Raw genomic sequence first — 19,487 nt, forward strand, 5'->3', positions numbered from 1 at the left:
GCATGCCGCGAATTCTCATCATCACCGGGGAGGCATCGGGCGATCTGCATGGGGCCAATCTCGCGCGTGCCTTGAAGCAAGTGGATCCGTCGTTATCGATTGTCGGCATCGGGGGCGCCCGTATGAAGGCTGCGGGGATCGATATGATCCCGGACGTGGCCCAGCTCGACATCATCGGCCTTATCGGCCCGGCTGCCGTTAAAACGATGATCCGGCGCATCAGAAGCATTCGCCGGGTCATCCGCGCCGAGCCCTGGGATTTGGTGGTCTTGATCGATAATCCCGGCCTGAATTTTCACTTCGCGCGTGTCGCGAAAGCCGCGGGCCGGCGCGTGCTCTACTATATCGCGCCTCAGATCTGGGCCTGGCGACCGCGCCGTATCCGCTGGGTCCAACGCCGGGTGGACCATGTCGTCGTGATCCTCCCGTTCGAAGCGGACCTCTATCATCACGCCGGAGTGCGTTGCACCTTCGTCGGTCATCCATTGCTTGACGAGGTGGCTCCTTCGTATGATCGGACGGAGCTTCGCAAGCGCTTCGGTCTTGAGGAGAGCCGGCCTGTCATCGGGTTATTGCCCGGAAGCCGGCAAGGAGAGATCCGATCGCTGTTGCCCGTCATGTTGGATACGGCGGCGCGTTTGTCGGCCCGTGAGCCCATGCAGTTCATCCTGGCCCAGGCGCCTTCGGTTTCCGACGCGCTGCTTAAGGAATGTCTGGCGCAGAGCCGGGTGCCGGTCCAAGTGATCCATGGCGAGGCCAGCGAGGTGATGGCCGCCTCGGATCTGTTGTTCGTGGCATCCGGGACCGCAACGTTGCAAGCGGCGGTCGTCGGCACGCCGATGATTTTGCTCTACGCGACGACGTGGCTGACCTATCGCATCGCCAAATTCTTGATTCGGGTCGACTGCATCGGCCTGGTGAACTTGGTGGCGGGCCGGAAGATCGTCCCCGAACTGATCCAACAGGAGGCGACCGCCGACCGGCTGTACCGGGAAGCCGAACGCTTGTTGCAGGATCACGAGGCCTATGATCAGATGAGAACGGCCTTGCGGGCGGTCCGTGAGAAGCTCGGTCAGCCGGAAGCGTCCCGGCGGGCCGCTGAAGTGGTCGCAGCGGAGTGTCGTCGATGAATCACTATATGCGGCTCATTCGCTATTTGAAGCCGTACCGGATTCGCCTGGTCGCAGCGTTCGTCTGCGCGCTCCTGGTGGCCGGATTGTCCGGCGCCTATGCCTGGCTGGTGCGGCCGGTGCTCGACGGCCTCTTCATCAGCAAGGACGAGCGGCTCCTTGTCGTTCTGCCCCTTGCCATCTTGGCGGTGGCCGTTCTCAAGGGCGTCTTCAATTACGGCCAGAATTACCTGATGAACTATATCGGCAACCAGGTCATCGCCGACATCAGGGAACAGCTGTTTCTGAAGCTCGTGCATTTGCCGATCCGCTACCACGATACCAATAGTTCCGGCCGTCTGGTATCCCGCGTGATCAACGATGTTTCGTTGATGGCAAATGCCGTCGCGGGCGTACTGAAGGATCTGTTCCAACAGGGCCTGACGTTTCTCGCCATGATGGGAGTGATTTTCTATCAAAATTGGAAATTGGCGATCGTCTCCGTCATCGTCGTGCCGATTTCCGTGACGGTCATGGTGCGCATGGGCCGAAAGTTGCGTGGATTGGCGACGCGCGGCCAGGAGCGCATGGGGGATATGGCGTCCACCTTGCAGGAAGCCTTGGCCGGCATTCGGATGGTCAAGTCCTTCGGCCGGGAAGAAGAGGAAGCGCGCCGCTTCACGACCAGCAACAAAGCCTTCGTGCACACGACCATGAAAGCCATCCAAGTGTCTTCGCTGGGTTCGTCTCACATGGAAGTGATCGGCGTCCTGGGCGTGGCGGGGATCATCTGGTACGGCGGATATTTGGTTATCCATGATGAGATGACGCCCGGCGCGTTTTTCTCCTTCCTGGCCGCCATGTTTATGGCCTATTCTCCGATCCGCCGTCTGTCCGGCGCGAATAACACCGTCCAACAAGCTTTGGCTGCGGCCGAACGGGTATTCGGCGTGCTCGATATGGAGACGGAACAGGAAGCGAACCAAGGCCGCGTGGACATCCCGGCCATCGCCAAATCGCTGGAGTTTCGTGATGTTTCATTCCGGTATGACGGCCATACGTTATCGGCTCTCAACGGGGTGGCCCTGACCATTCGAGCGGGGGAAATCGTCGCCTTTGTCGGAAGCAGCGGGAGCGGGAAGACCACGCTCGTCAGCCTGCTTCCCCGATTCTATGAACCGACGCAAGGCGGTATTCTGATCGACGGAGTGAACCTCCGCGACTGCACGTTGCGATCGCTGCGCGCTCAAATCGGCATTGTCTCACAGGAAGTGGTGTTGTTCGATGACACGGTCCGGAATAATATCGCGTATGGGAGGAGCGGTGCTTCGGACGATGATGTAGCCCGGGCTGCAGCCTTGGCCTATGCCCATGAATTCATCATCCGGCTTCCGGACGGGTATAATACGTTGATCGGCGAACGAGGGCTGAAATTGTCCGGCGGAGAACGCCAGCGATTGGCCATCGCCCGGGCGATTCTGCGTGACCCTCCGATTCTCATTCTGGATGAAGCCACCTCGGCGCTGGACACGGAATCGGAGCGCGTGGTCCAAATGGCGCTGGCGAACCTGATGCGCAACCGTACGACCCTGGTCATCGCGCACCGCCTGTCGACGATTCAAAACGCCGACCGCATCGTGGTGCTCGACCGCGGGCGCGTCATGGAGATCGGCTCCCACGATGAATTGCTGCGCCACGGCGGCATCTACAAGCGGCTTTATTCCATGCAATTTGCCGACGCCACATAAGAAAAGTAGGATGTGATGATTGGTGATTTCGTGAAATGGAGATTGTGAAAAGAATGATTTCGTGATTTGGTGAAGTACGATTTGGCGATTTCGTAAAGTAGAAACTTCACCAATCACCAGATCACCAAGTCTTACGTTGTTGGTCCATGTTGAAGCCGCTGGTTTCCAAAGCCAAACTGACCTGTGTTCCGCCCGTTGGCTATGGCGTGATCCGCCTGCTTGCCTGCACCATCGGCATCCGGGTCGAAGGGGCGCACCTCGTGGATTCATTACTGGCTCAAGGCAAGCGGATGATCATCGCCTTCTGGCATTCGCAGCAGCTCATGATGCCGCTCGCCTATCGAGGCTCCGAGGCCCATGTTCTTATCAGCCGGCATGGCGACGGAGAACTCATTCACCGGATCATCGCCCGGTTCGGCTTGCGGGCGGTCCGGGGATCGAGCACCAGGGGAGGGACGGAAGCGCTCAGAGAACTGATCCGGCTCGGCCGATCCGGGGTAGACCTTGTCATTACACCGGATGGACCAAAGGGACCTCGCCAAGTAGCGAAGCTCGGCGTCGTGCAACTGGCCAAGGTCACCCAACTTCCGATCATCCCGCTCGCCTTCGGCTGCTCAAAAAAAAAGTCTTTGCGAGTTGGGACCGATTCATCATGCCCTATCCCTTCTCGCGCGGCGTCTTCCTGTGGGGCGATCCCATCCTCGTGCCGCCCGATGCCACCGCATCCGAGTTGGAGTGGAAGCGGGCTGAATTGGAGGAGACGCTCAATCGCATGACGCTCCAGGCGGATCATGCCGTGTTGCGGACTTCCACGTGATCTGGTACGCCCTGTATAATGTCCTGCTTCTGCTGGCCTCCCCCGTCATTCTGGTCATTTTACTCGCTAAGCGGCGTTGTCGACGCGGGCTGCCGGCACGATTCGGATTACGCTTGTCTCGTCCCGGCGGGAATGACTCCAGCGAGCCGGTGATTTGGATCCATGCCGTGTCATTGGGCGAAGTGGTTGCGGCTGCCCCGCTCGCGTGCGCCTTGCATGAGCGTTTTCCCGCGTATCGAATCATCGTTTCCACTGTCACGGAGACGGGCCGGGAGGCGGTCGAGCAGCGTCTGGCCGGGGTGGCGGAACATCGCTATGCGCCGCTCGATTTTCCCTGGGTCGTCGCGCGGGTCGTGGACTGCTGGCGGCCTCGGCTGTATCTATTCGTCGAAACGGAGCTGTGGCCGAACCTGCTTCGGCTGTTGGAGCGCCGCCGGATTCCCACCATCCTCGTGAACGGGCGGCTTTCAACTCGGTCATATGAGCGGCAACGGACTGCTTTGGTACGTCCCTTGTACCGGCGGATGCTGCGGTCTCTTTCCTGTTGTCTGATGCAGTCGGAGCGGGATGCCCAGCGTGTGATCGATCTCGGCGCCGATCCGGCCAGAGTCCGGCGCACGGGTAATATCAAGTTTGATCAACCGGTTTTGCAGAACCCGCCGGCCGGTTCCGTTCTCTCCCGCGCCTCGCTGGCCGTAGCCGAGCATGAGCGACTGTTCATCGCCGGGAGCACGCATGCCGGAGAAGAAGAACAGCTATTGGCTTGTTATCAGCAGGTGAGCCGCGAGGTCCCTTCCCTGGTGTTGGTTCTCGCTCCCAGGCATATCGAACGGGCCGCGCAAGTGGAAGCCCTGGTTCGAGCCGCCGGCTTGCCGGTCTTGCGGCGGAGCATGATTACGAGCCTGGAGGCCGTGCCCCGAAGTGGGCCGCGAGTCATCATCCTGGACAGCCGGGGCGAACTGGCGTGGTTCTACAAAGAGGCGGAGGCGGCGTTCGTCGGAGGAACGCTGGTGCCGGTCGGCGGGCACAATCTACTGGAGCCTGCCGTATGGGGAAAACCGGTCTTCTTCGGACCCTATACCGATCATTGCGCGGAGGTTGCCGATCTCTTGATTGCAGCCGAAGGAGGGCTGAGAGTCGAGAGCGGCGATGATTTGGCCCGCCTACTGGCCGCGGTGCTGAGCGACGAATCTCGGTTGGCACGGGTAGGACAGGCAGCCCGTCAGGTCGTGCAAGAGAATCAAGGGGCGCTCCAGCGAAGCCTTGATCAGATCAGCGCCTTTCTACCGGCCTCCGATTCCGCGCCAGACGCACCGGTCGGCGGGCTGGTGTTCACGCTTTCGAGCCGTAGGTCATGATTGCCGGGAGCGACCGCGCGGCGTTCGTTCAATCACTTCGATGGCTGGGCTGGCCGTATGGGTGGGCGGCGCGCGTGCGTGGCTGGTTGTATCGCCGGGGCTGGTTCCCAGTGTACAGACTCCCGCGGCCCGTGATAAGCATCGGCAACCTGACCGTTGGAGGGACCGGAAAAACACCGGTCGTGATCTATGTGGTGGAATGGCTATCGGCAAGAGGCAAACGGGTGGCCGTCCTCAGCCGGGGATATCGTCGGCGCTCCACGCAGCGGCATCTGTTGGTGTCGGACGGCGAGCGGGTGCTTGCCGATGCCGACCAATCCGGCGACGAACCGTATCTGATTGCGCAACGTTGCCCGCAAGCCGTTGTCGCGGTCGGTCCGGATCGATACCGCCTCGGCCGATGGGTGCTTGAACAAGGTCCCGTCGATTGTTTTGTGTTGGACGATGGGTTTCAACATTTGCACCTGCATCGCGACCTTGATTTGCTCTTGCTGGATACCACGGATCTCGCCGGAATTCAGGCTCTATTGCCGGTGGGGCGGCTCCGGGAGCCTTTGTCCGCGGCGTCCCGCGCCTCCGCCCTACTCTTGACGCGGGCGGACGAGGAGTCCCAGGTCGGTGCGGTATGGGAAACGATCAGCGGAGCCTGCGGCCGGCTGCCCGAACCGATCAGAGTTCTCTTCAAGGCCGGCGATCTGATTCACGTACCGACGGGCGAGCGCCGGAGCGCGGCGCGCTTCTCGGGGAAGCGCGCCGTCCTTTTCAGCGGAATCGGGAATGCCGCGGCTTTTCACGATCTGGTCGCCGGCCTCGGCATTGCGGTGGTCGATGCCGTCGTGTTGTCGGATCATGCGCGGTATGATCATGCCATGCTCGACGATATTCGTGAGCGGGCCAAGCGGACGGGAGCCGATTTCTTGATCACAACGGAAAAGGATGCCGGAAAGATCACGAGATTTTTGACGCCTGGAGATTCTTGTTGGGCCTTGCGTCTGTATACCGATATTCCGGCCGGCCGGGAACGCTTGGAGCAATTAATGATTTCCGCCACCGCGGGATGTGAAACGGAGGCCTGTGCATAAGGATCGAATCAGGCGCATCGTGATCCGAGGAGCCAACTGGATCGGCGATGCGGTGATGACCGAGCCGGCCATCACCGCCGTGCGGCGTCTCTTTCCCGGTTCCGACATCACCCTGCTGGTGAAGCCGGCCATCGCCGAGCTCTTCGCCCATCACCCCGCCGTTGATCGGATATTGGTGTACGATGATCGGGGGCGCCACGCCGGACTGTCGGGCAAATGGATATTGGCTCGTGTCTTGCGCCGCCATCGCTTTGATCTCGCGATCCTGCTTCAGAATGCGTTCGAGGCGGCTCTGCTGGCCTTGCTGGCCGGCATCCCGCGCCGATACGGGTATGCGACGGACGGTCGCACGCTGTTGCTGACCGACCCGGTCGCGGTAGCGCCACGGGAAGGATCTCGCCACCAAGTTCATTATTACTGGGACCTGATGAAGCCGTTTGGAGCGGAAGGCCTCCCGCCGGCGCCCAAGCTCGTGGTGACGCGGCAGGAGGAACTCGCCGTTGCCGCTCGTCTGGCCGATGCCGGTATCGCGCCGTCCGATGTGTTGATCGGAGTCAATCCCGGCTCGACCTACGGCGGCGCTAAACGTTGGATTCCGGATCGGTATGCCGACGTGGTGAATCGGCTCAGTGAACGGTATGGAGATCGCGGCCAGACCCGTATCGCGGCGGCTATTCTCGGGGCGAAGGGGGAAGAGTCACTCGGACAGTCCATCGCCGAGCGCATCCGGGCGAAATCGGTGGTGTGTTCCGGACAGACGACAGTGCGTGAATTGATGGCGCTCGCCAAACGATGCCAGCTTTTTCTCACCAACGATACGGGGCCGATGCATATTGCGGCCGCGTTCGAGGTGCCCACCGTGGCGGTATTCGGGCCGACCGATTGGCGGACCACCGCCCCCTTTGGGGGGCAGTTCAGGCTCGTGAGGAAGGATGTCGCTTGCGCTCCTTGCTTGTTGCGCGAATGTCCGATCGACCATCGGTGCATGACAGGTGTGACAGTAGAGGAGGTCTATCATGCGGCATGCGATCAGGTAGTGCGGGATGAGTCTGCGCCCGCCGGCGAAAAGATTCAGGACTCGCCTGATTCCGAACGATCCGAGCCCGGCCGCCCGCTCGCGGGCTTTACCGTATTTCTGGATCGGGACGGCACACTGAATGAAGATTCCGGATTCGTCAAAGCGCCTGATGAATTGAGACTGCTGCCCGGCGTTCCCGAGGCGCTGGCCCGGTTGCAGCAAGCCGGGGCGTGCCTGATTGTGCTGACGAATCAATCCGGCGTGGGACGCGGATTCTTCTCCTTACGGGATCTGGAATCGATCCATGCCAGACTTCGGGAACTGCTGGCTCGCACGCAGGTGAAGCTGGATGCGATCTATGTTTGCCCGCATCATCCGAGCGAGGATTGTCCATGCCGGAAACCGAAGCGCGGTATGGTAGACCGAGCCGTGGCCGAACGCCGGATTGATCTGTCGCGATCCTATCTGATCGGTGACCAGGCGCGTGACATCGAGCTGGCCCATCTCGCGGGAATCCCGGGTCTGTTCGTCACATCCGGCCCGGCCGGCAGCCAACCATTGCTGGAATTGGAGTCGAAGGGAATTCAACCCTGCCGGACGGTTGCGTCGCTGGCGGAAGCGGCGGAATGGATTCTTGAAGACGCGATTGATGCAGGACGGGCCTCATCTGTATTGCAGGCGACGCCGCGAGACCACTAGCCAATGGCCTCCCATCCCTACATCCGCCGAATCCTGCTGATCAAGCCCAGCTCGCTTGGAGATATCGTCCATGCCCTGCCGACTCTGGCGGCATTGCGGAACCACTTTCCCTGGGCTTCCGTCACCTGGGCGGTCAAGCGACAGTGGGCCGGATTGGTCGAACGGGTTGAAGGAGTGGATCAGATTGTGACGCTCGATGGCGGCCTCCATGGCTGGCTAGCGCAAGTGCCGGCGATTCGCGCCCGGCGGTTTGATCTGGTGATCGATCTACAGGGTCTGTTCCGCAGTGCCATCCTGGCTTGGCTGAGCGGTTGTCCCAAGCGTGTGGGGTTTGCGACCGGCCGCGAAGGCAGTCCGTTGTTCTATACGGAACGGGTTTCCGTGCCGACCGTCCCCATGCATGCGGTGGATCGGTATCTTCTCGTGGCGGAGGCGCTCGGCGCTTCCATGACGACGCCACCGAATTTCCGCTTCCGGGAGGGAGAACAGGATGCGGAACGGCTGCGAGAGCTGCTTCTGCGGCAAGGGCTCGCTCCGGATCGGCCCTGGGTGGCCATGAACGTTTCAGCTCGCTGGGTCACGAAACGGTGGCCGGCCGAACATTTTGCTCGAACGGCCGACTTGTTGACGCGGGAAGGATTCGGACCGGTCGTGTTTATCGGTGGGCCATCCGAGAGACAGGATTCGGCGCATGTTCAATCGATCATGCAGACACACGCGGTTGATTTGACCGGGGAGACTGAGGTAGGACTGCTTCCCGCATTACTCCGGCAGGCCGTCGCGCTGGTCACCAATGATTCCGGACCAATGCATATTGCCGCGGCGGTCGGAACACCGGTGGTGGCGCTCTTCGGCCCGACTGACCCGGTCCGAACCGGCCCGTACGGGATGGGGCATGCGGTCTTGACTCATGATCTCGCGTGCAGGCCCTGCATGAAGCGGCGGTGTCATTACACTGTTCCTATGGCGTGCCTGTCCGGCGTGACACCCGAGCAGGTAATCCAGGCTGTTCGGGATCGCGTGAAGCAACATTTGACTCCGTCAACCACGTGAATATTTTCATTGCAGAATCGAGCACAACGGTCGGAGGGCAGGAACTTGCCGTCCTGCTCCACGCCGAGCGGTTGCTAAAGCGGGGACACCGCCTGCGGTTGATTTTGGAACCGGGCAGTCCCATTCGTCGGATGGCGGTGGAGCGATCATTGCCGGTCGAGCCGGTGGGCATGCAGCGATGGCAGTATCCGCTTGCCATCAACCGGTTCCGCCGGCTGTTGGACCGGGACCGGCCGGCCATTCTCCATGTGAACAGTTCCCGCGACAGTTGGATCGGCAGCCTGGCGGCGAAGCTCGTTCAGCCTCGTCCCAAAGTCATCCGGACGCGGCATATCTCCGCCCCGCTGAACAACAGCGCGGTCACGCGGCTCTTGTACCGCCGGCTCCTGGACATGGTGATCGTGACCGGCGGCGAGCGGACGAGACGGGATCTGATTGAACGGGATGGCTTGGAGGCGGACCGGGTCGTCGCGTTCCCGATCGGCCTGGATGTCGAGTACTTTTCACCGGCCGAACCGGATCGCGATCTTCGTATGGAGTTGGGTCTGCCGCGCGATCACCTGCTGGTGGGCCTCATTTCCTACCTGCGCGATTACAAGGGACACTTTTACTTTGTCGAGGCGGCGGCGCATGTGCTCAAACAGCGTCAGGATGTGACGTTTCTCATCGTCGGCGAAGGGCCGGAAGAGCCGGTGATTCGAGCGCAGATCGAGCGGCTCGGATTGACCCGGGAGGTGCTGCTGCTCGGATTCCGCGATGATCTCTTGAACGTCTTCCGGTCGTTGAATGTGTTTGCGATTCCCACGATCGAAGGGGACACGATTCCTCAAGTTCTGATGCAGGCGTTGGCCCTGGGCCTGCCGGTCGTCTCCACCACGACCGGTTCGATCCCGGATGTCCTGCGTGATCAGGATTCGGGCTTCATCGTGCCCCCGCGGAATGCGGATGCGCTGGCCGCCCGCATCGGCCGGCTCTTGGACGATCCCGCTCTTCGCGCGCGCATGGGACAGCGGGGACGCGCGACGGTCGTGGCATCCTATTCGATCGACCGCATGGTGGACGAACTGGAACGGGTCTACGAGCGGGTGGCCGGCACATGAACGAGAGACCAACAGGCGCCGGTTCATCGCTGCGGCAGCAACTCTTGTTCTGGTGGATCCTGTTCGTGGTGTTTCAATCGGCCGAGCGGCTGTTCTTGTTGAAAGATGCGGCGGAACAGGAAGCGCCGTCCTTCGCGCTCTTGACACAGACGTTCCTCGTCGGATTGCGCGGCGATTTTATCGTGGCCACCATCGCGTTGGCCTTGGCGGCGCTTGCGGGAGGCATCTGCTCGCTTGGGTGGAAATGGCGCGCGGCGTGGCAAAGAGAGCGGTTGCCGTTTCATGCAGCTTACCAGCGCGGCCTGCGGGCCGGCGGTCTGGCGCTTTCCGCTGTCCTGCTCGTCCTGCTCTTCACCGACATGGGGTATTACGGGTTCAATCAACAGCATCTGGACTTCGTTTTTCTCGAATACATCGGTGATCTCCTGAGCCACGCGCCCGATACGGAGGAGACCAACCGGCAAGCCGCGCAACAGACGGACGCCGAACTGGGAGATTGGCGGAAATGGGGCGGGCGCGTCGTACAGTTTATCCTGCTGCAAGCGCTTGTGGTCGGCGCCTGGTGGTGGCTCTTTACCAAGGGCGTGGTGCCGGCATTAAGCCGGTGGAGGCTTACTTCATCCTTGCGCGCCAACGCCACGTTCGGCTTGTGCCTCGTGGCGGGCGCAACGGGGTTTCACCATCAAGGACCGTACGGCATTCGCATTGCCAACATCGACAGCACGGTCTATTACACGCTGGCGCAGAATCCGGTGCTGTTCGCCTCGGAAGCGCTCCGAATCTCGCTCGTGTCGCGCGACGGAACGACGAAGGTCAGCGACGCGAACGTGCTTCCGCCGGACGACGCCCTCCGGACGGCGCGAGCGCTGATCGGACCGGGGGCGCAATTTCCCGACGCACGGTTTCCTTTGGTCAAGCACGCGCCGGTCGCGTCGCAGGCGATCCGGCTGGATCGGCCCGCCAATGTTCTTGTGATCTTTATCGAAGGCCTCGATCGCCGCTTTCTCGGCCGCACGTACGGTGACACGCCGGGCACGCCGTTCCTGGATCGTCTGAAGAACGAGAGCATCTATTTCGAGAACTTTTTCTCGAACGGGGTGCAAACCTCGAGGGGCCTCTTCGCCACGTTATGCTCCTATTACCCCCGCCACGGCGCGGCGGCCATGAAAACGCGCTATGCCCACGACTACGCGTGCCTTCCCTCCCTGCTGCAGCGCCAGGGGTACCGGACCGAAATGGTTATCGGCCAGCACCGGGATCTCAACCGGCTGCAAACGTTCATGGCGCGCAACGGCCTGCAGCGGCTGGTGTCGGAAAGCGACTTCCCGGCCGATGCGGAACGGATCGGCTTGGGAATGTCGGACGGCGCGCTGTTCTCGCTCCTGAAGGAGCGGGTGGAGAAACTCCAGGCCTCTCCGCAACCGTTCATGCTGGCGACCTTGACCCTGGCGACCCATCATCCTTTCGGCGCGCCGCCTGATCATCCGGACGTGCGGGCGCTGCTCCAGCTTTCCGATAAGTATATCGGCGCTCTGCGATACACCGACCTGCATTTCGAACGGGTGTTCACGGAACTGCGGCAGGCCGGCCTGCTGCGCAATACCGCGGTTTTTATCCTCGGCGATCATGGGCGGCATGAGAGCGTGGGAGATACTGAGTTTGAAAAACAAGTCGGTCATTTCGCATCGCCCCTGCTGGTGTGGATGGATGAATCCTTGCGGAGTGCGGCGCGGTATAAACCCCGGACGGTGTCGGCCGTCGCCAGTCAGGTCGATCTCATGCCCACGATCCTGAGCCTCAACGGAGCGGTTCCGCGGGCGATTCCCTCACTCGGTCGAGACTTGACCTGCCTGTTCGCGCACGATTGCCTTCAGGATAATTTTGCCTACTTGACGAGCATGTACGATGACGCCATCGGGTTGGCCACCTCCAACGGCCTGTTGCTGTATTCATTGCGCACGGAACGGTTGACGGATGCCGATTTGTCCTTCCGGGTCAGGGCCGACGGAGTGGAGCCGGCCGATCCGTCGTACGCGCGGGCCTTTCATGATCTGATGGCGCTCTATCAAACATCCAACGCGGTGCTGGATCAAAATCGCATCTGGTCCTGGAGGGAGTATGGCCATCGCTTATAGGCGACCGACCGCTTAGCCCGCATTATTCATGATGGTTCGTCGCGAAATCGCGGAGTCGCCAAGCGAGACGGGCGAGCACAGCCACGAGGAGCCGAGGCGTACTTGAAGCGTGCGCCGAAGAATGTCGGAAGCCCATGAAAGTCGCGTTCATCGTCGAACATCTCGATCCGAATCGCGGAGGTCTGGAGCAGTCGGCGGTGGACTTCCTCACCGAACTGGCGGAACTCGGACCGGAAATCCACGTGGTGACGCAGAACGGAGAATGGGATCATCCCGGCATTCAGGTGCACAGGCTCGGCGTGACGGGATGGACATACGAAGCGCAATATCGCGAGTTTGTCGGCCGGGCGCAGCGGTTTCTTGCGGGCCGATCCTGGGATGTCGTACATGCCGTGCGGCCTTGTCTGTCCTGCGATGTGTACCAACCGCGCGGCGGGATCGTGAAGGCGGGGCAAGCACGGACGGTAGCTGCCAGGCGGAGCGGTGTTGCCCGGCTCATCCGGAAGGCGGCGTTGCTGTTCGATGCAAAGGGACGGCTGCTGGCCTCTCTTGAACATCGGCTCTTGACCAAACCCGAGCCCCCGATCGTCGTGGTACCCAGCGAATATGTGCGCCGGCAGGTGGAAGAACGGTATCGGCTGCCGGATGAATGCCTGAAGCGCGTATTCAACGGCGTCCGGGTTACACGATTGGGACGCGGGGAGCGGGAACGCGTTCGCCGGCGGGTGCGGGACGAAATCGGTTTTCCGGCTGATGCCTTGGTGGCAATTTTTGTCGGCCACAATTTTAGGCGGAAGGGTTTGGCTCGCATGATGGAATCGTTGACGAGGCCGGCCGCGCGTGACTGGCATCTGCTGGTCGTGGGACGAGGCGCCACCGGGTATTATGAGCGCTACGCCGAGCAGATCCGGATCACAGATCGAGTACGATTTTTGGGAAGCCGAGCCGATGCCCAGACCCTCTACTGCGTGGCCGACGTCTGTGTCCTGCCTACCTATAACGATCCTTGCTCCCGCACCATTCTGGAGGCGCTTTCCTTAGGGCTTCCTTGCATAACCACTGCTTATGACGGATCTTCCGAATGCATCACAGACGGTGACCACGGCTTTGTAATCGACTCGCCCGACTCCGTCGATGCGTTGGCCAACGCGCTCGAGAAATTGCGCGACGGGTCCACCCGCCGGCGTATGGCCGAGCAGACCATCGAGCTGCGTCCGTTTCTCTCGATGCGCCGCCACGCGATGGAAATACTCTCCCTGTACCGCAAAATAGCGGATGATCGATCCCTACCGGTCCGAGGCATCCCGGTAAACAGAGGGTGTCCGCCTGCCTCTTCGGCGTGATCCGCTTATGGCGGCCGTCCTCTAGTCCCGGCAGTATGGCTCTGGAAGGGGGGAGACCGGTTGTTCTTGAGACGACCATCGCGTTCCACTTTCCCGCCGGCAGGCGAATGGATACGCCGGCGCTACGGCCGGTGGATTTGGATCATACGGTCTTCCGCTGCCGGTCCGAGCCTCGATTGCATCTTGAAAGACCCGGATGGGACACTGGCTGCACGAGCCGATATCATCAAAATGAACGATTCTACCGTCGTGGCGCATGTCGCCGGATATGTCATGAAGCGGTGGACTTCTGATGGAGTCGGCGGGTATCTCAAAGAGTGTCTTCGAGGAACGCGAGCTGAACGGGCGGCTGTCCGTGCTGTCCAATTGCTGGAGGCGGGGATACCGACCGCCGAACCCTTGGCCTGGGGCGCTACCGGAGGATGGACAACCGGGTCCTGCAGCTGTCTGATCATGGAAGAGCTTTCCGGGGTGACCGATCTCGGGCAGTGGAAGGGCGGGCGTCTGACGGTTCTCGGCCGGTTCGGCCGTTTGATCGGCGACCTGCATGGGCAGGGCTTTACGCATCGGGATCTTAAGCCGACCAATCTCCTCGTGGGCTCCGACGGAAGCCCGTACCTGATTGATCTGGACGGTCTCCGGCGGTCGGGGTCGGTCTCACACGCCCATGCCGTTGCGGATCTCGTCAAACTGGCACGTCGCATGGTGGAATTGTCCACTCTTTCACCGAGGGAGGCGGCGGAGTTTGTGGCCCGCTACGCCTCGGCGCGAGGAATCTTGCCGCGGCGGACCTGGTGGAAAATCCTGAGGGCCGAGGCGTCTCTTCATGAAGAATTTTGTCAACCTCCTCGCAGGAGACGGTAAGAAGCCAATACGCACCGGTTGAACGGCCGTTGTGACTGGTCCGGTGCCTTGACAATCGTGAAGCCGACCTGATAACCCGCATCATTCATGAAACGGTTCTACGGCGGCCTGTGCGCAAGCCGGGAATCTATGGATCCGCCTCCGCGGCTTCTTGTTATAGACTGTGTCAATGTGCTCGGCCGGTGAGGTATTTCAAGCCGGCCTTCATAAATGCGAATGCGACACGGTGTGAAGAGTGAGCCGGGGAATGAGGGAGAAGGACGTATCCAGATGAGCAAGGGTTCGGTGTCCGTAGTCGTTATCGCCTACAATGACGAGCCGAATATGGAGGCCTGTCTTGAATCCGTCACATGGGCAGATGAGATCATCGTCGTCGATTCGTTCAGCACGGATGCCACGGCAGCCATCAGCAAGCGATTCACCGACAAAGTGTTCCAGCATGCTTTTCACGGGTTCGGCCGCCTCCGCAACGAGGCAATCGCGCACGCGGCGCATGAGTGGGTATTCAGTCTGGATTCGGATGAGCGGGCCACTCCGCAATTACGGGATGAGGTCAGGCGAACAGTGGAAGGCGAGGCGCCGGCCGACGCCTATTTTGTGCCGCGCAAAAATTATTTTCTGGGGCGATGGATCAAACATTGCGGATGGTATCCCGATTATCGCCAGCCGCAGCTCTTTCGAAAGAGCCGCTTCCGATACCGGGAGGAACTGGTTCACGAAAGTTTCGACGTGAACGGGCGCATCGATTATCTATCCAGCCCCGCGCTTCAATATCCGTTCAGGGATATCGACCATTACCTGTCGAAACAGGACCGCTACTCCGATTTGATGGCGCGGCGCATGTTGGAGCAGGGCCGCCGGTTCTCGCCGCACCAACTCGTGACCCATCCGTGTTTTACGTTTTTCAAGATGTATGTCGGACGAAAAGGGTGCTTGGATGGAATCCCCGGCTTGATCCTCTCGGGACTCTATGCCTATTACACTTTCATCAAGTATGCGCGTTTCTGGGAGCTGAGGGCATCGACCGGCCCGCTGCTCCAATCTTCGACCGGTGCTTCCGGCGAGGCTTGACGCCGGCTCCTTCTTCCGGTGTGACGTTCCATGTCCATTGCCGCAGTCATCATCACGAAGAATGAAGAGCGGAACATCGCGGAGTGCCTGCACTCGGTGAGCTGGGCCGATGAACGAATCGTGGTGGACGCCGAGAGCATGGACCGCACAGCCGACATCGCTAAAGCGGCGTCGGCAAGCGTATATGTTCGTCCCTGGCCGGGCTATGGGCCGCAGAAGAATTTCGGGATCGACCAGGCGCGCGCCGAATGGATTCTAATCGTGGATGCGGATGAACGGGTGACCGAGCCGCTTCGGGTCGAGATTGCGGCTCTCCTGCGCCGGAATCAGGATCCCGCGATAACGGGATATGAAATTCCCCGTCGCAATTATTTCTATGGCAAATGGATTCAAGGCGGCGGCTTGTATCCGGACTATCAACTCCGGTTGTTCCGAAAGACGGCGGGCCGGTACGATGATGTCCTGCTCCATGAAAATTTTCGTCTGTCGGGGCGCACGGGTCGCTTAAAGGGGCCACTCGATCATTACAGCATGCCGACCGTCGGTCACCATGTCCGAAAAATGATGCGGTATACCAGCCTGGGGGCGCAGGAAAAACTGAAGAGCGTCTCGAAGATCGGAGCCTGGACGATCGCGACCCATCATCTCGGGACGGTGCTGAAGACCTTGATCGTCCGTCGCGGCTATCGGGATGGCCTGTACGGCGTCATCGTCGCGATGTTCGCCGGACTGCATACCTTCGTGAAGTATGCCAAGGCCTGGGAGATGCTGAACGTGAAGCGTGATTCTCGCTGACTATGCGCATTGGAATCGACGCGTCCTCCGTGATCGGCGATCGAGGCGGGATCGGGTGGCACACGTATCATTTGCTCGACGCGTTGCTGCGTCGCGAGGATGACACGGAGTATATTGGCTATGTGAGGCCCGGCGCTCCGATCAAAGAACGGCCGGACGAATGGGCCGACCGAGCAAGACTACGGTGGATGGAATCGGCCCGGTGGTCGATGGCGTGGCGGGGAAAAAAGGACGGGTTGGATCTCTACCACGGTACGAATTTTAAGATGCATACGAGCGGGAAGCACGGAGGCATCGTGACGATTCACGATCTCTGGTTGGAACGGCATCCGGAGTACTCCAAAAAGCTGTTCGGCCAACGGGCGTCCTCACGTCGCGCCCGCGCCACCGCCTATCGAGCTCGGACGGTCGTGACGGTGTCCCGATTTTCGGCTCAGGAGATCACGAACCTGTATGGAGTGCCGCCGGACCGGATCGCGGTGATCTACAACGGTGTGACGGAAGCATTCGCCCCGGTCAAGAATGAGGAGGCCATGGCTCGCCTGCGCCGCCTGCTCGTCATTCCCGAAGCCGGCTTCATCCTGTTTGTCGGCGGCGCCGATCCTCGAAAAAATCATGAGACGTTTTTGCAGAGTGTCAGCCGCTGTCTGCCGGCCTTGCACGGCCGGGCGGTGGTACTCGTCGGTGATGCCGTCCATCCGTTCGGGGATTATCGCCGGACCGCCGGCCGGCTCGGTCTCGAATCGCTTGTTCGTTGCCCGGGGCGTATGAGCCGGGAAGACCTTCGCATCCTCTATTCGTACGCCGATCTGTTTGTGTTTCCCTCGTTGTACGAAGGATTCGGGATGCCGGTGCTGGAAGCCATGGCCTGTGGAGTTCCGGTCATCACCTCCTCGACCTCGGCCCTGCCGGAGGTGGCCGGTGAGGCAGCGGTCCTGGTCAACCCGGAAGACGTCGACGCATTGAGCCTCGCTATCGCCGCGGTTCTGGATGATCGGGAAAAGCGCGAACGAATGAAGGCGTTGGGCTTCGCTCGGGCGCGGGCGTTTACTTGGCGGGATGCGGCCGCTCAAACCCATGCGCTCTACCGCCGATTGTGCGCCTAAGGAGGGTTGATCTTATCGTATGGCGAAGCTTCGAATCCTTCACGTCACCAATCAACTGCAGTTGGGTGGCACCGAGAAGACCCTCCAGATCTTCTGCCGATATCTCGACAAGTCACGATTCGATGTCTTTGTTTGCGGGCGCCTACACGGAGGCGTTCGTGCGGATGAATTAGCAAGACTCGGCATTCCGGTCGTGATCCAACCGGCCGATCTAACGCATTTGGTCCGGGAGTACCGCATCGATATTTGCCATGTGCACCGGGCCGGGACTTATGAACCGGGAACGCTTCCCGAAAAACGCCATGGCTACCCGCGGATCGTTGAAACCAATGTTTTCCATGACTTCGATGACCGGGAAGGGGATCGGATCGATTGCCATTGTTTTGTTTCGGACTCGTCGAAGGCGGCCTATCTCAAGCGCTATGGAAAGCGAAACGGCGCCCGTTATGAGGCCCTGTACAACCCGGTTGATTTTTCCGAATTCGACGGGGGTCCCAAGCCATTTACGTCCACGATCGGGCGTTGCAGCCGCGCGGACGACCAGAAGTGGCACGACGTCTGCGTCAACAGCCTGCCGCGCATTTTTCGCAAGGTGCCCCAAGTGCGCTGTCTCTTGCAGGGCGCCACCGATCGGGTGCGGCAGAAATTGGCGATGCTGGGGATGGATGGGCGAGTGGAATTGGTGGAACCGTCCCTGCACGTGGGCGACTTGTATCGCAGGCTTGACGTCTTTATCCATGGGTCCCGCATCGGTGAGACGTTCGGCTGCGTCATCGCCGAAGCGATGGCCAACGCCATTCCGGTGGTGACGCTGAGTACGCCGCAACGGAAAAAGGCCAATGCGCAGGCAGAACTGGTGGAGCACAATGTGACTGGCTTTGTCTGCCGGTGGCAATGGCAATATGCGGGCGCCGTCATTGAACTGTTACGGAATCATGAACTACGGGCCCGATTCGGCCGGAGAAGCTACGAAAAAGCGCGGGCGCAGTTCGAGGCGTCGGCATTGACGAAGAGATTGGAACAGCTGTATTTCGACGTGATGGACTCGAAATAATGAAGAATGAGGAATGAGGAATTGAAATGAGGAATTATCTCCGGCTCGTATGAACTTTACGAACATTCTTGTCATCAAGCTCCGCCACATCGGCGATGTGCTGCTGGCCACGCCGGTCTTCCGCACGCTCCGCGAGGCCTTCCCCAAGGCCAGGCTCACGGCGCTCGTGAACCGAGGGACCGAGGCGGTGTTGAGGCATCATCCCGATATTCACGAAATCTTGACGGCAGAGAAAGGGTCGATGGCGGCGCAATTGCGGTTCCTCTTGAATCTTCGCCGGAACCGGTATGATTGTGTGATTGATTTGACGGATGGGGATCGTTCCGCCTTCATGAGCTGGGCCACCGGCGCGCGGACGAGAATCGGATTCAATGCGGAGCACCGGTGGCGGGGCTTGCTCTATACGCACGTGGCCAAACCCTCGCCTGATGATGCGCATCGCATCGAATATGATTTGACGACCGTTCGGCCGTTAGGACTGAGTCCGGCCACATTCCGCCCGGCTCTCTATGTGTCTCCGGATGACGACATGGCGGCGAAGAGAGCCATGGAGGAGTTGATCGGCGGCGACAACGGTACATCGAAAGTGATCATCATTCAGCCGGGCGCCCGTTATCCATTGAAGGTTTGGCCGCCGGAGCGGTTTGCCGAACTCGCGGATCGTCTCTCTGAAACATTGCCCTGCCGGATTTTGCTCGGCGGCGATGCCAAAGAGCGGGCTGTAGCCGAAGCGGTTCGAGAGCGAACGCAATGCCGGCCTATGGTGGTGGCAGGACGATTCTCATTGCTGGAATTCGGTGCGCTCGCAAAGCAATGCGACCTCTTCATCGGCAATGACGGAGGGGCCATGCATGTGGCGGCCGCGGTCGGGACACCGGTGGTAGCGTTGTTCGGGCCGACCTATCCGCAACGATGGGGTCCGCGCGGCGCGCCCAGTGTGATTCTCTACAAAGGCCTCGATTGCCGGGCCTGCTACCACCCCGTCTGCATCAGGAGCGAAGAAGACAACTGCATGCGGCTGATTTCCGTCGGTGAGGTCTTTGACGCCTGCATGAGGCTGCTCAAGGAAAGTGTGAAGTGTAGAGTGTGAAATGAGGATGTGGAGCATTCGATGAAGACCGATTCGTCACCGGTT

The 19,487-nt window shown here is 60.5% G+C and carries 16 protein-coding genes; all 16 read left to right on the forward strand.

Annotation, left to right across the window (positions count from 1 at the left end):
- Positions 1-2: 2 nt before the first annotated feature.
- Positions 3-1,130: a lipid-A-disaccharide synthase gene (gene lpxB / locus ACWGXE_RS06510; protein WP_447602291.1), complete on the forward strand. Its 1,128-nt coding sequence runs from the start codon at positions 3-5 to the stop codon at positions 1,128-1,130.
- Positions 1,127-2,857 (forward strand): lipid A export permease/ATP-binding protein MsbA, encoded by a 1,731-nt coding sequence (gene msbA / locus ACWGXE_RS06515; protein WP_447602292.1) that lies wholly within the window; start codon positions 1,127-1,129, stop codon positions 2,855-2,857. Before lpxB ends, msbA begins: the two co-directional genes overlap by 4 nt.
- A gap of 146 nt (positions 2,858-3,003) precedes the next feature.
- The gene (locus ACWGXE_RS06520; protein WP_447602294.1) at positions 3,004-3,633 is read left to right on the forward strand and encodes a lysophospholipid acyltransferase family protein; all 630 of its coding nucleotides are present in this window, start codon (positions 3,004-3,006) and stop codon (positions 3,631-3,633) included.
- A 37-nt stretch (positions 3,634-3,670) separates the two neighbouring features.
- Positions 3,671-5,032 (forward strand): 3-deoxy-D-manno-octulosonic acid transferase, encoded by a 1,362-nt coding sequence (locus ACWGXE_RS06525; protein WP_447602296.1) that lies wholly within the window; start codon positions 3,671-3,673, stop codon positions 5,030-5,032.
- Positions 5,029-6,114 carry a tetraacyldisaccharide 4'-kinase gene (gene lpxK, locus ACWGXE_RS06530; RefSeq protein ID WP_447602298.1) on the forward strand — a complete coding sequence of 362 codons (1,086 nt, stop codon included), beginning with the start codon at positions 5,029-5,031 and terminating at the stop codon, positions 6,112-6,114. The genes ACWGXE_RS06525 and lpxK overlap by 4 nt, the downstream gene beginning before the upstream one ends.
- Positions 6,107-7,831: a lipopolysaccharide heptosyltransferase II gene (gene waaF / locus ACWGXE_RS06535; RefSeq protein ID WP_447602300.1), complete on the forward strand. Its 1,725-nt coding sequence runs from the start codon at positions 6,107-6,109 to the stop codon at positions 7,829-7,831. Before lpxK ends, waaF (ACWGXE_RS06535) begins: the two co-directional genes overlap by 8 nt.
- Before the next feature lie 3 nt (positions 7,832-7,834).
- Positions 7,835-8,884, forward strand: a complete 1,050-nt coding sequence (gene waaF, locus ACWGXE_RS06540; RefSeq protein WP_447602302.1) for a lipopolysaccharide heptosyltransferase II — start codon at positions 7,835-7,837, stop codon at positions 8,882-8,884.
- Positions 8,881-9,984: a glycosyltransferase family 4 protein gene (locus ACWGXE_RS06545; RefSeq protein ID WP_447602303.1), complete on the forward strand. Its 1,104-nt coding sequence runs from the start codon at positions 8,881-8,883 to the stop codon at positions 9,982-9,984. Before waaF (ACWGXE_RS06540) ends, ACWGXE_RS06545 begins: the two co-directional genes overlap by 4 nt.
- Complete coding sequence (locus ACWGXE_RS06550; protein ID WP_447602305.1) at positions 9,981-12,119, forward strand: LTA synthase family protein; 2,139 nt, start codon at positions 9,981-9,983, stop codon at positions 12,117-12,119. Before ACWGXE_RS06545 ends, ACWGXE_RS06550 begins: the two co-directional genes overlap by 4 nt.
- Before the next feature lie 134 nt (positions 12,120-12,253).
- Positions 12,254-13,462 (forward strand): glycosyltransferase family 4 protein, encoded by a 1,209-nt coding sequence (locus tag ACWGXE_RS06555; protein ID WP_447602306.1) that lies wholly within the window; start codon positions 12,254-12,256, stop codon positions 13,460-13,462.
- 66 nt (positions 13,463-13,528) lie between these two features.
- Complete coding sequence (locus ACWGXE_RS06560; protein WP_447602308.1) at positions 13,529-14,326, forward strand: lipopolysaccharide kinase InaA family protein; 798 nt, start codon at positions 13,529-13,531, stop codon at positions 14,324-14,326.
- Positions 14,327-14,596: 270 nt separating this feature from the next.
- Positions 14,597-15,397, forward strand: coding sequence for a glycosyltransferase family 2 protein (locus ACWGXE_RS06565; protein WP_447602310.1), 801 nt, complete (start codon positions 14,597-14,599; stop codon positions 15,395-15,397).
- Between the two features lie 30 nt (positions 15,398-15,427).
- Positions 15,428-16,192 carry a glycosyltransferase family 2 protein gene (locus ACWGXE_RS06570; protein WP_447602312.1) on the forward strand — a complete coding sequence of 255 codons (765 nt, stop codon included), beginning with the start codon at positions 15,428-15,430 and terminating at the stop codon, positions 16,190-16,192.
- Positions 16,193-16,194: 2 nt separating this feature from the next.
- A complete protein-coding gene (locus ACWGXE_RS06575; protein WP_447602313.1) occupies positions 16,195-17,298 on the forward strand; it encodes a glycosyltransferase family 4 protein in 1,104 nt (367 codons plus the stop codon).
- Positions 17,299-17,317: 19 nt separating this feature from the next.
- Positions 17,318-18,352 (forward strand): glycosyltransferase family 4 protein, encoded by a 1,035-nt coding sequence (locus ACWGXE_RS06580; protein WP_447602315.1) that lies wholly within the window; start codon positions 17,318-17,320, stop codon positions 18,350-18,352.
- Between the two features lie 49 nt (positions 18,353-18,401).
- Positions 18,402-19,442, forward strand: coding sequence for a putative lipopolysaccharide heptosyltransferase III (gene rfaQ, locus ACWGXE_RS06585; protein WP_447602317.1), 1,041 nt, complete (start codon positions 18,402-18,404; stop codon positions 19,440-19,442).
- Positions 19,443-19,487: the final 45 nt, after the last annotated feature.

This window comes from Nitrospira sp. Nam80 (assembly GCF_965152575.1).

What these genes read in the sequence shown, in the direction of transcription:
- ACWGXE_RS06575 (WP_447602313.1), top strand. Translation starts at nt 16,195, where the DNA reads ATGCGCATTGGAATCGACGCGTCCTCCGTGATCGGCGATCGAGGCGGG.
- ACWGXE_RS06565 (WP_447602310.1), top strand. Translation starts at nt 14,597, where the DNA reads ATGAGCAAGGGTTCGGTGTCCGTAGTCGTTATCGCCTACAATGACGAG.
- ACWGXE_RS06550 (WP_447602305.1), top strand. Translation starts at nt 9,981, where the DNA reads ATGAACGAGAGACCAACAGGCGCCGGTTCATCGCTGCGGCAGCAACTC.
- ACWGXE_RS06570 (WP_447602312.1), top strand. Translation starts at nt 15,428, where the DNA reads ATGTCCATTGCCGCAGTCATCATCACGAAGAATGAAGAGCGGAACATC.
- ACWGXE_RS06555 (WP_447602306.1), top strand. Translation starts at nt 12,254, where the DNA reads ATGAAAGTCGCGTTCATCGTCGAACATCTCGATCCGAATCGCGGAGGT.
- rfaQ (WP_447602317.1), top strand. Translation starts at nt 18,402, where the DNA reads ATGAACTTTACGAACATTCTTGTCATCAAGCTCCGCCACATCGGCGAT.
- lpxB (WP_447602291.1), top strand. Translation starts at nt 3, where the DNA reads ATGCCGCGAATTCTCATCATCACCGGGGAGGCATCGGGCGATCTGCAT.
- waaF (WP_447602302.1), top strand. Translation starts at nt 7,835, where the DNA reads ATGGCCTCCCATCCCTACATCCGCCGAATCCTGCTGATCAAGCCCAGC.
- msbA (WP_447602292.1), top strand. Translation starts at nt 1,127, where the DNA reads ATGAATCACTATATGCGGCTCATTCGCTATTTGAAGCCGTACCGGATT.
- lpxK (WP_447602298.1), top strand. Translation starts at nt 5,029, where the DNA reads ATGATTGCCGGGAGCGACCGCGCGGCGTTCGTTCAATCACTTCGATGG.
- ACWGXE_RS06580 (WP_447602315.1), top strand. Translation starts at nt 17,318, where the DNA reads ATGGCGAAGCTTCGAATCCTTCACGTCACCAATCAACTGCAGTTGGGT.
- ACWGXE_RS06520 (WP_447602294.1), top strand. Translation starts at nt 3,004, where the DNA reads ATGTTGAAGCCGCTGGTTTCCAAAGCCAAACTGACCTGTGTTCCGCCC.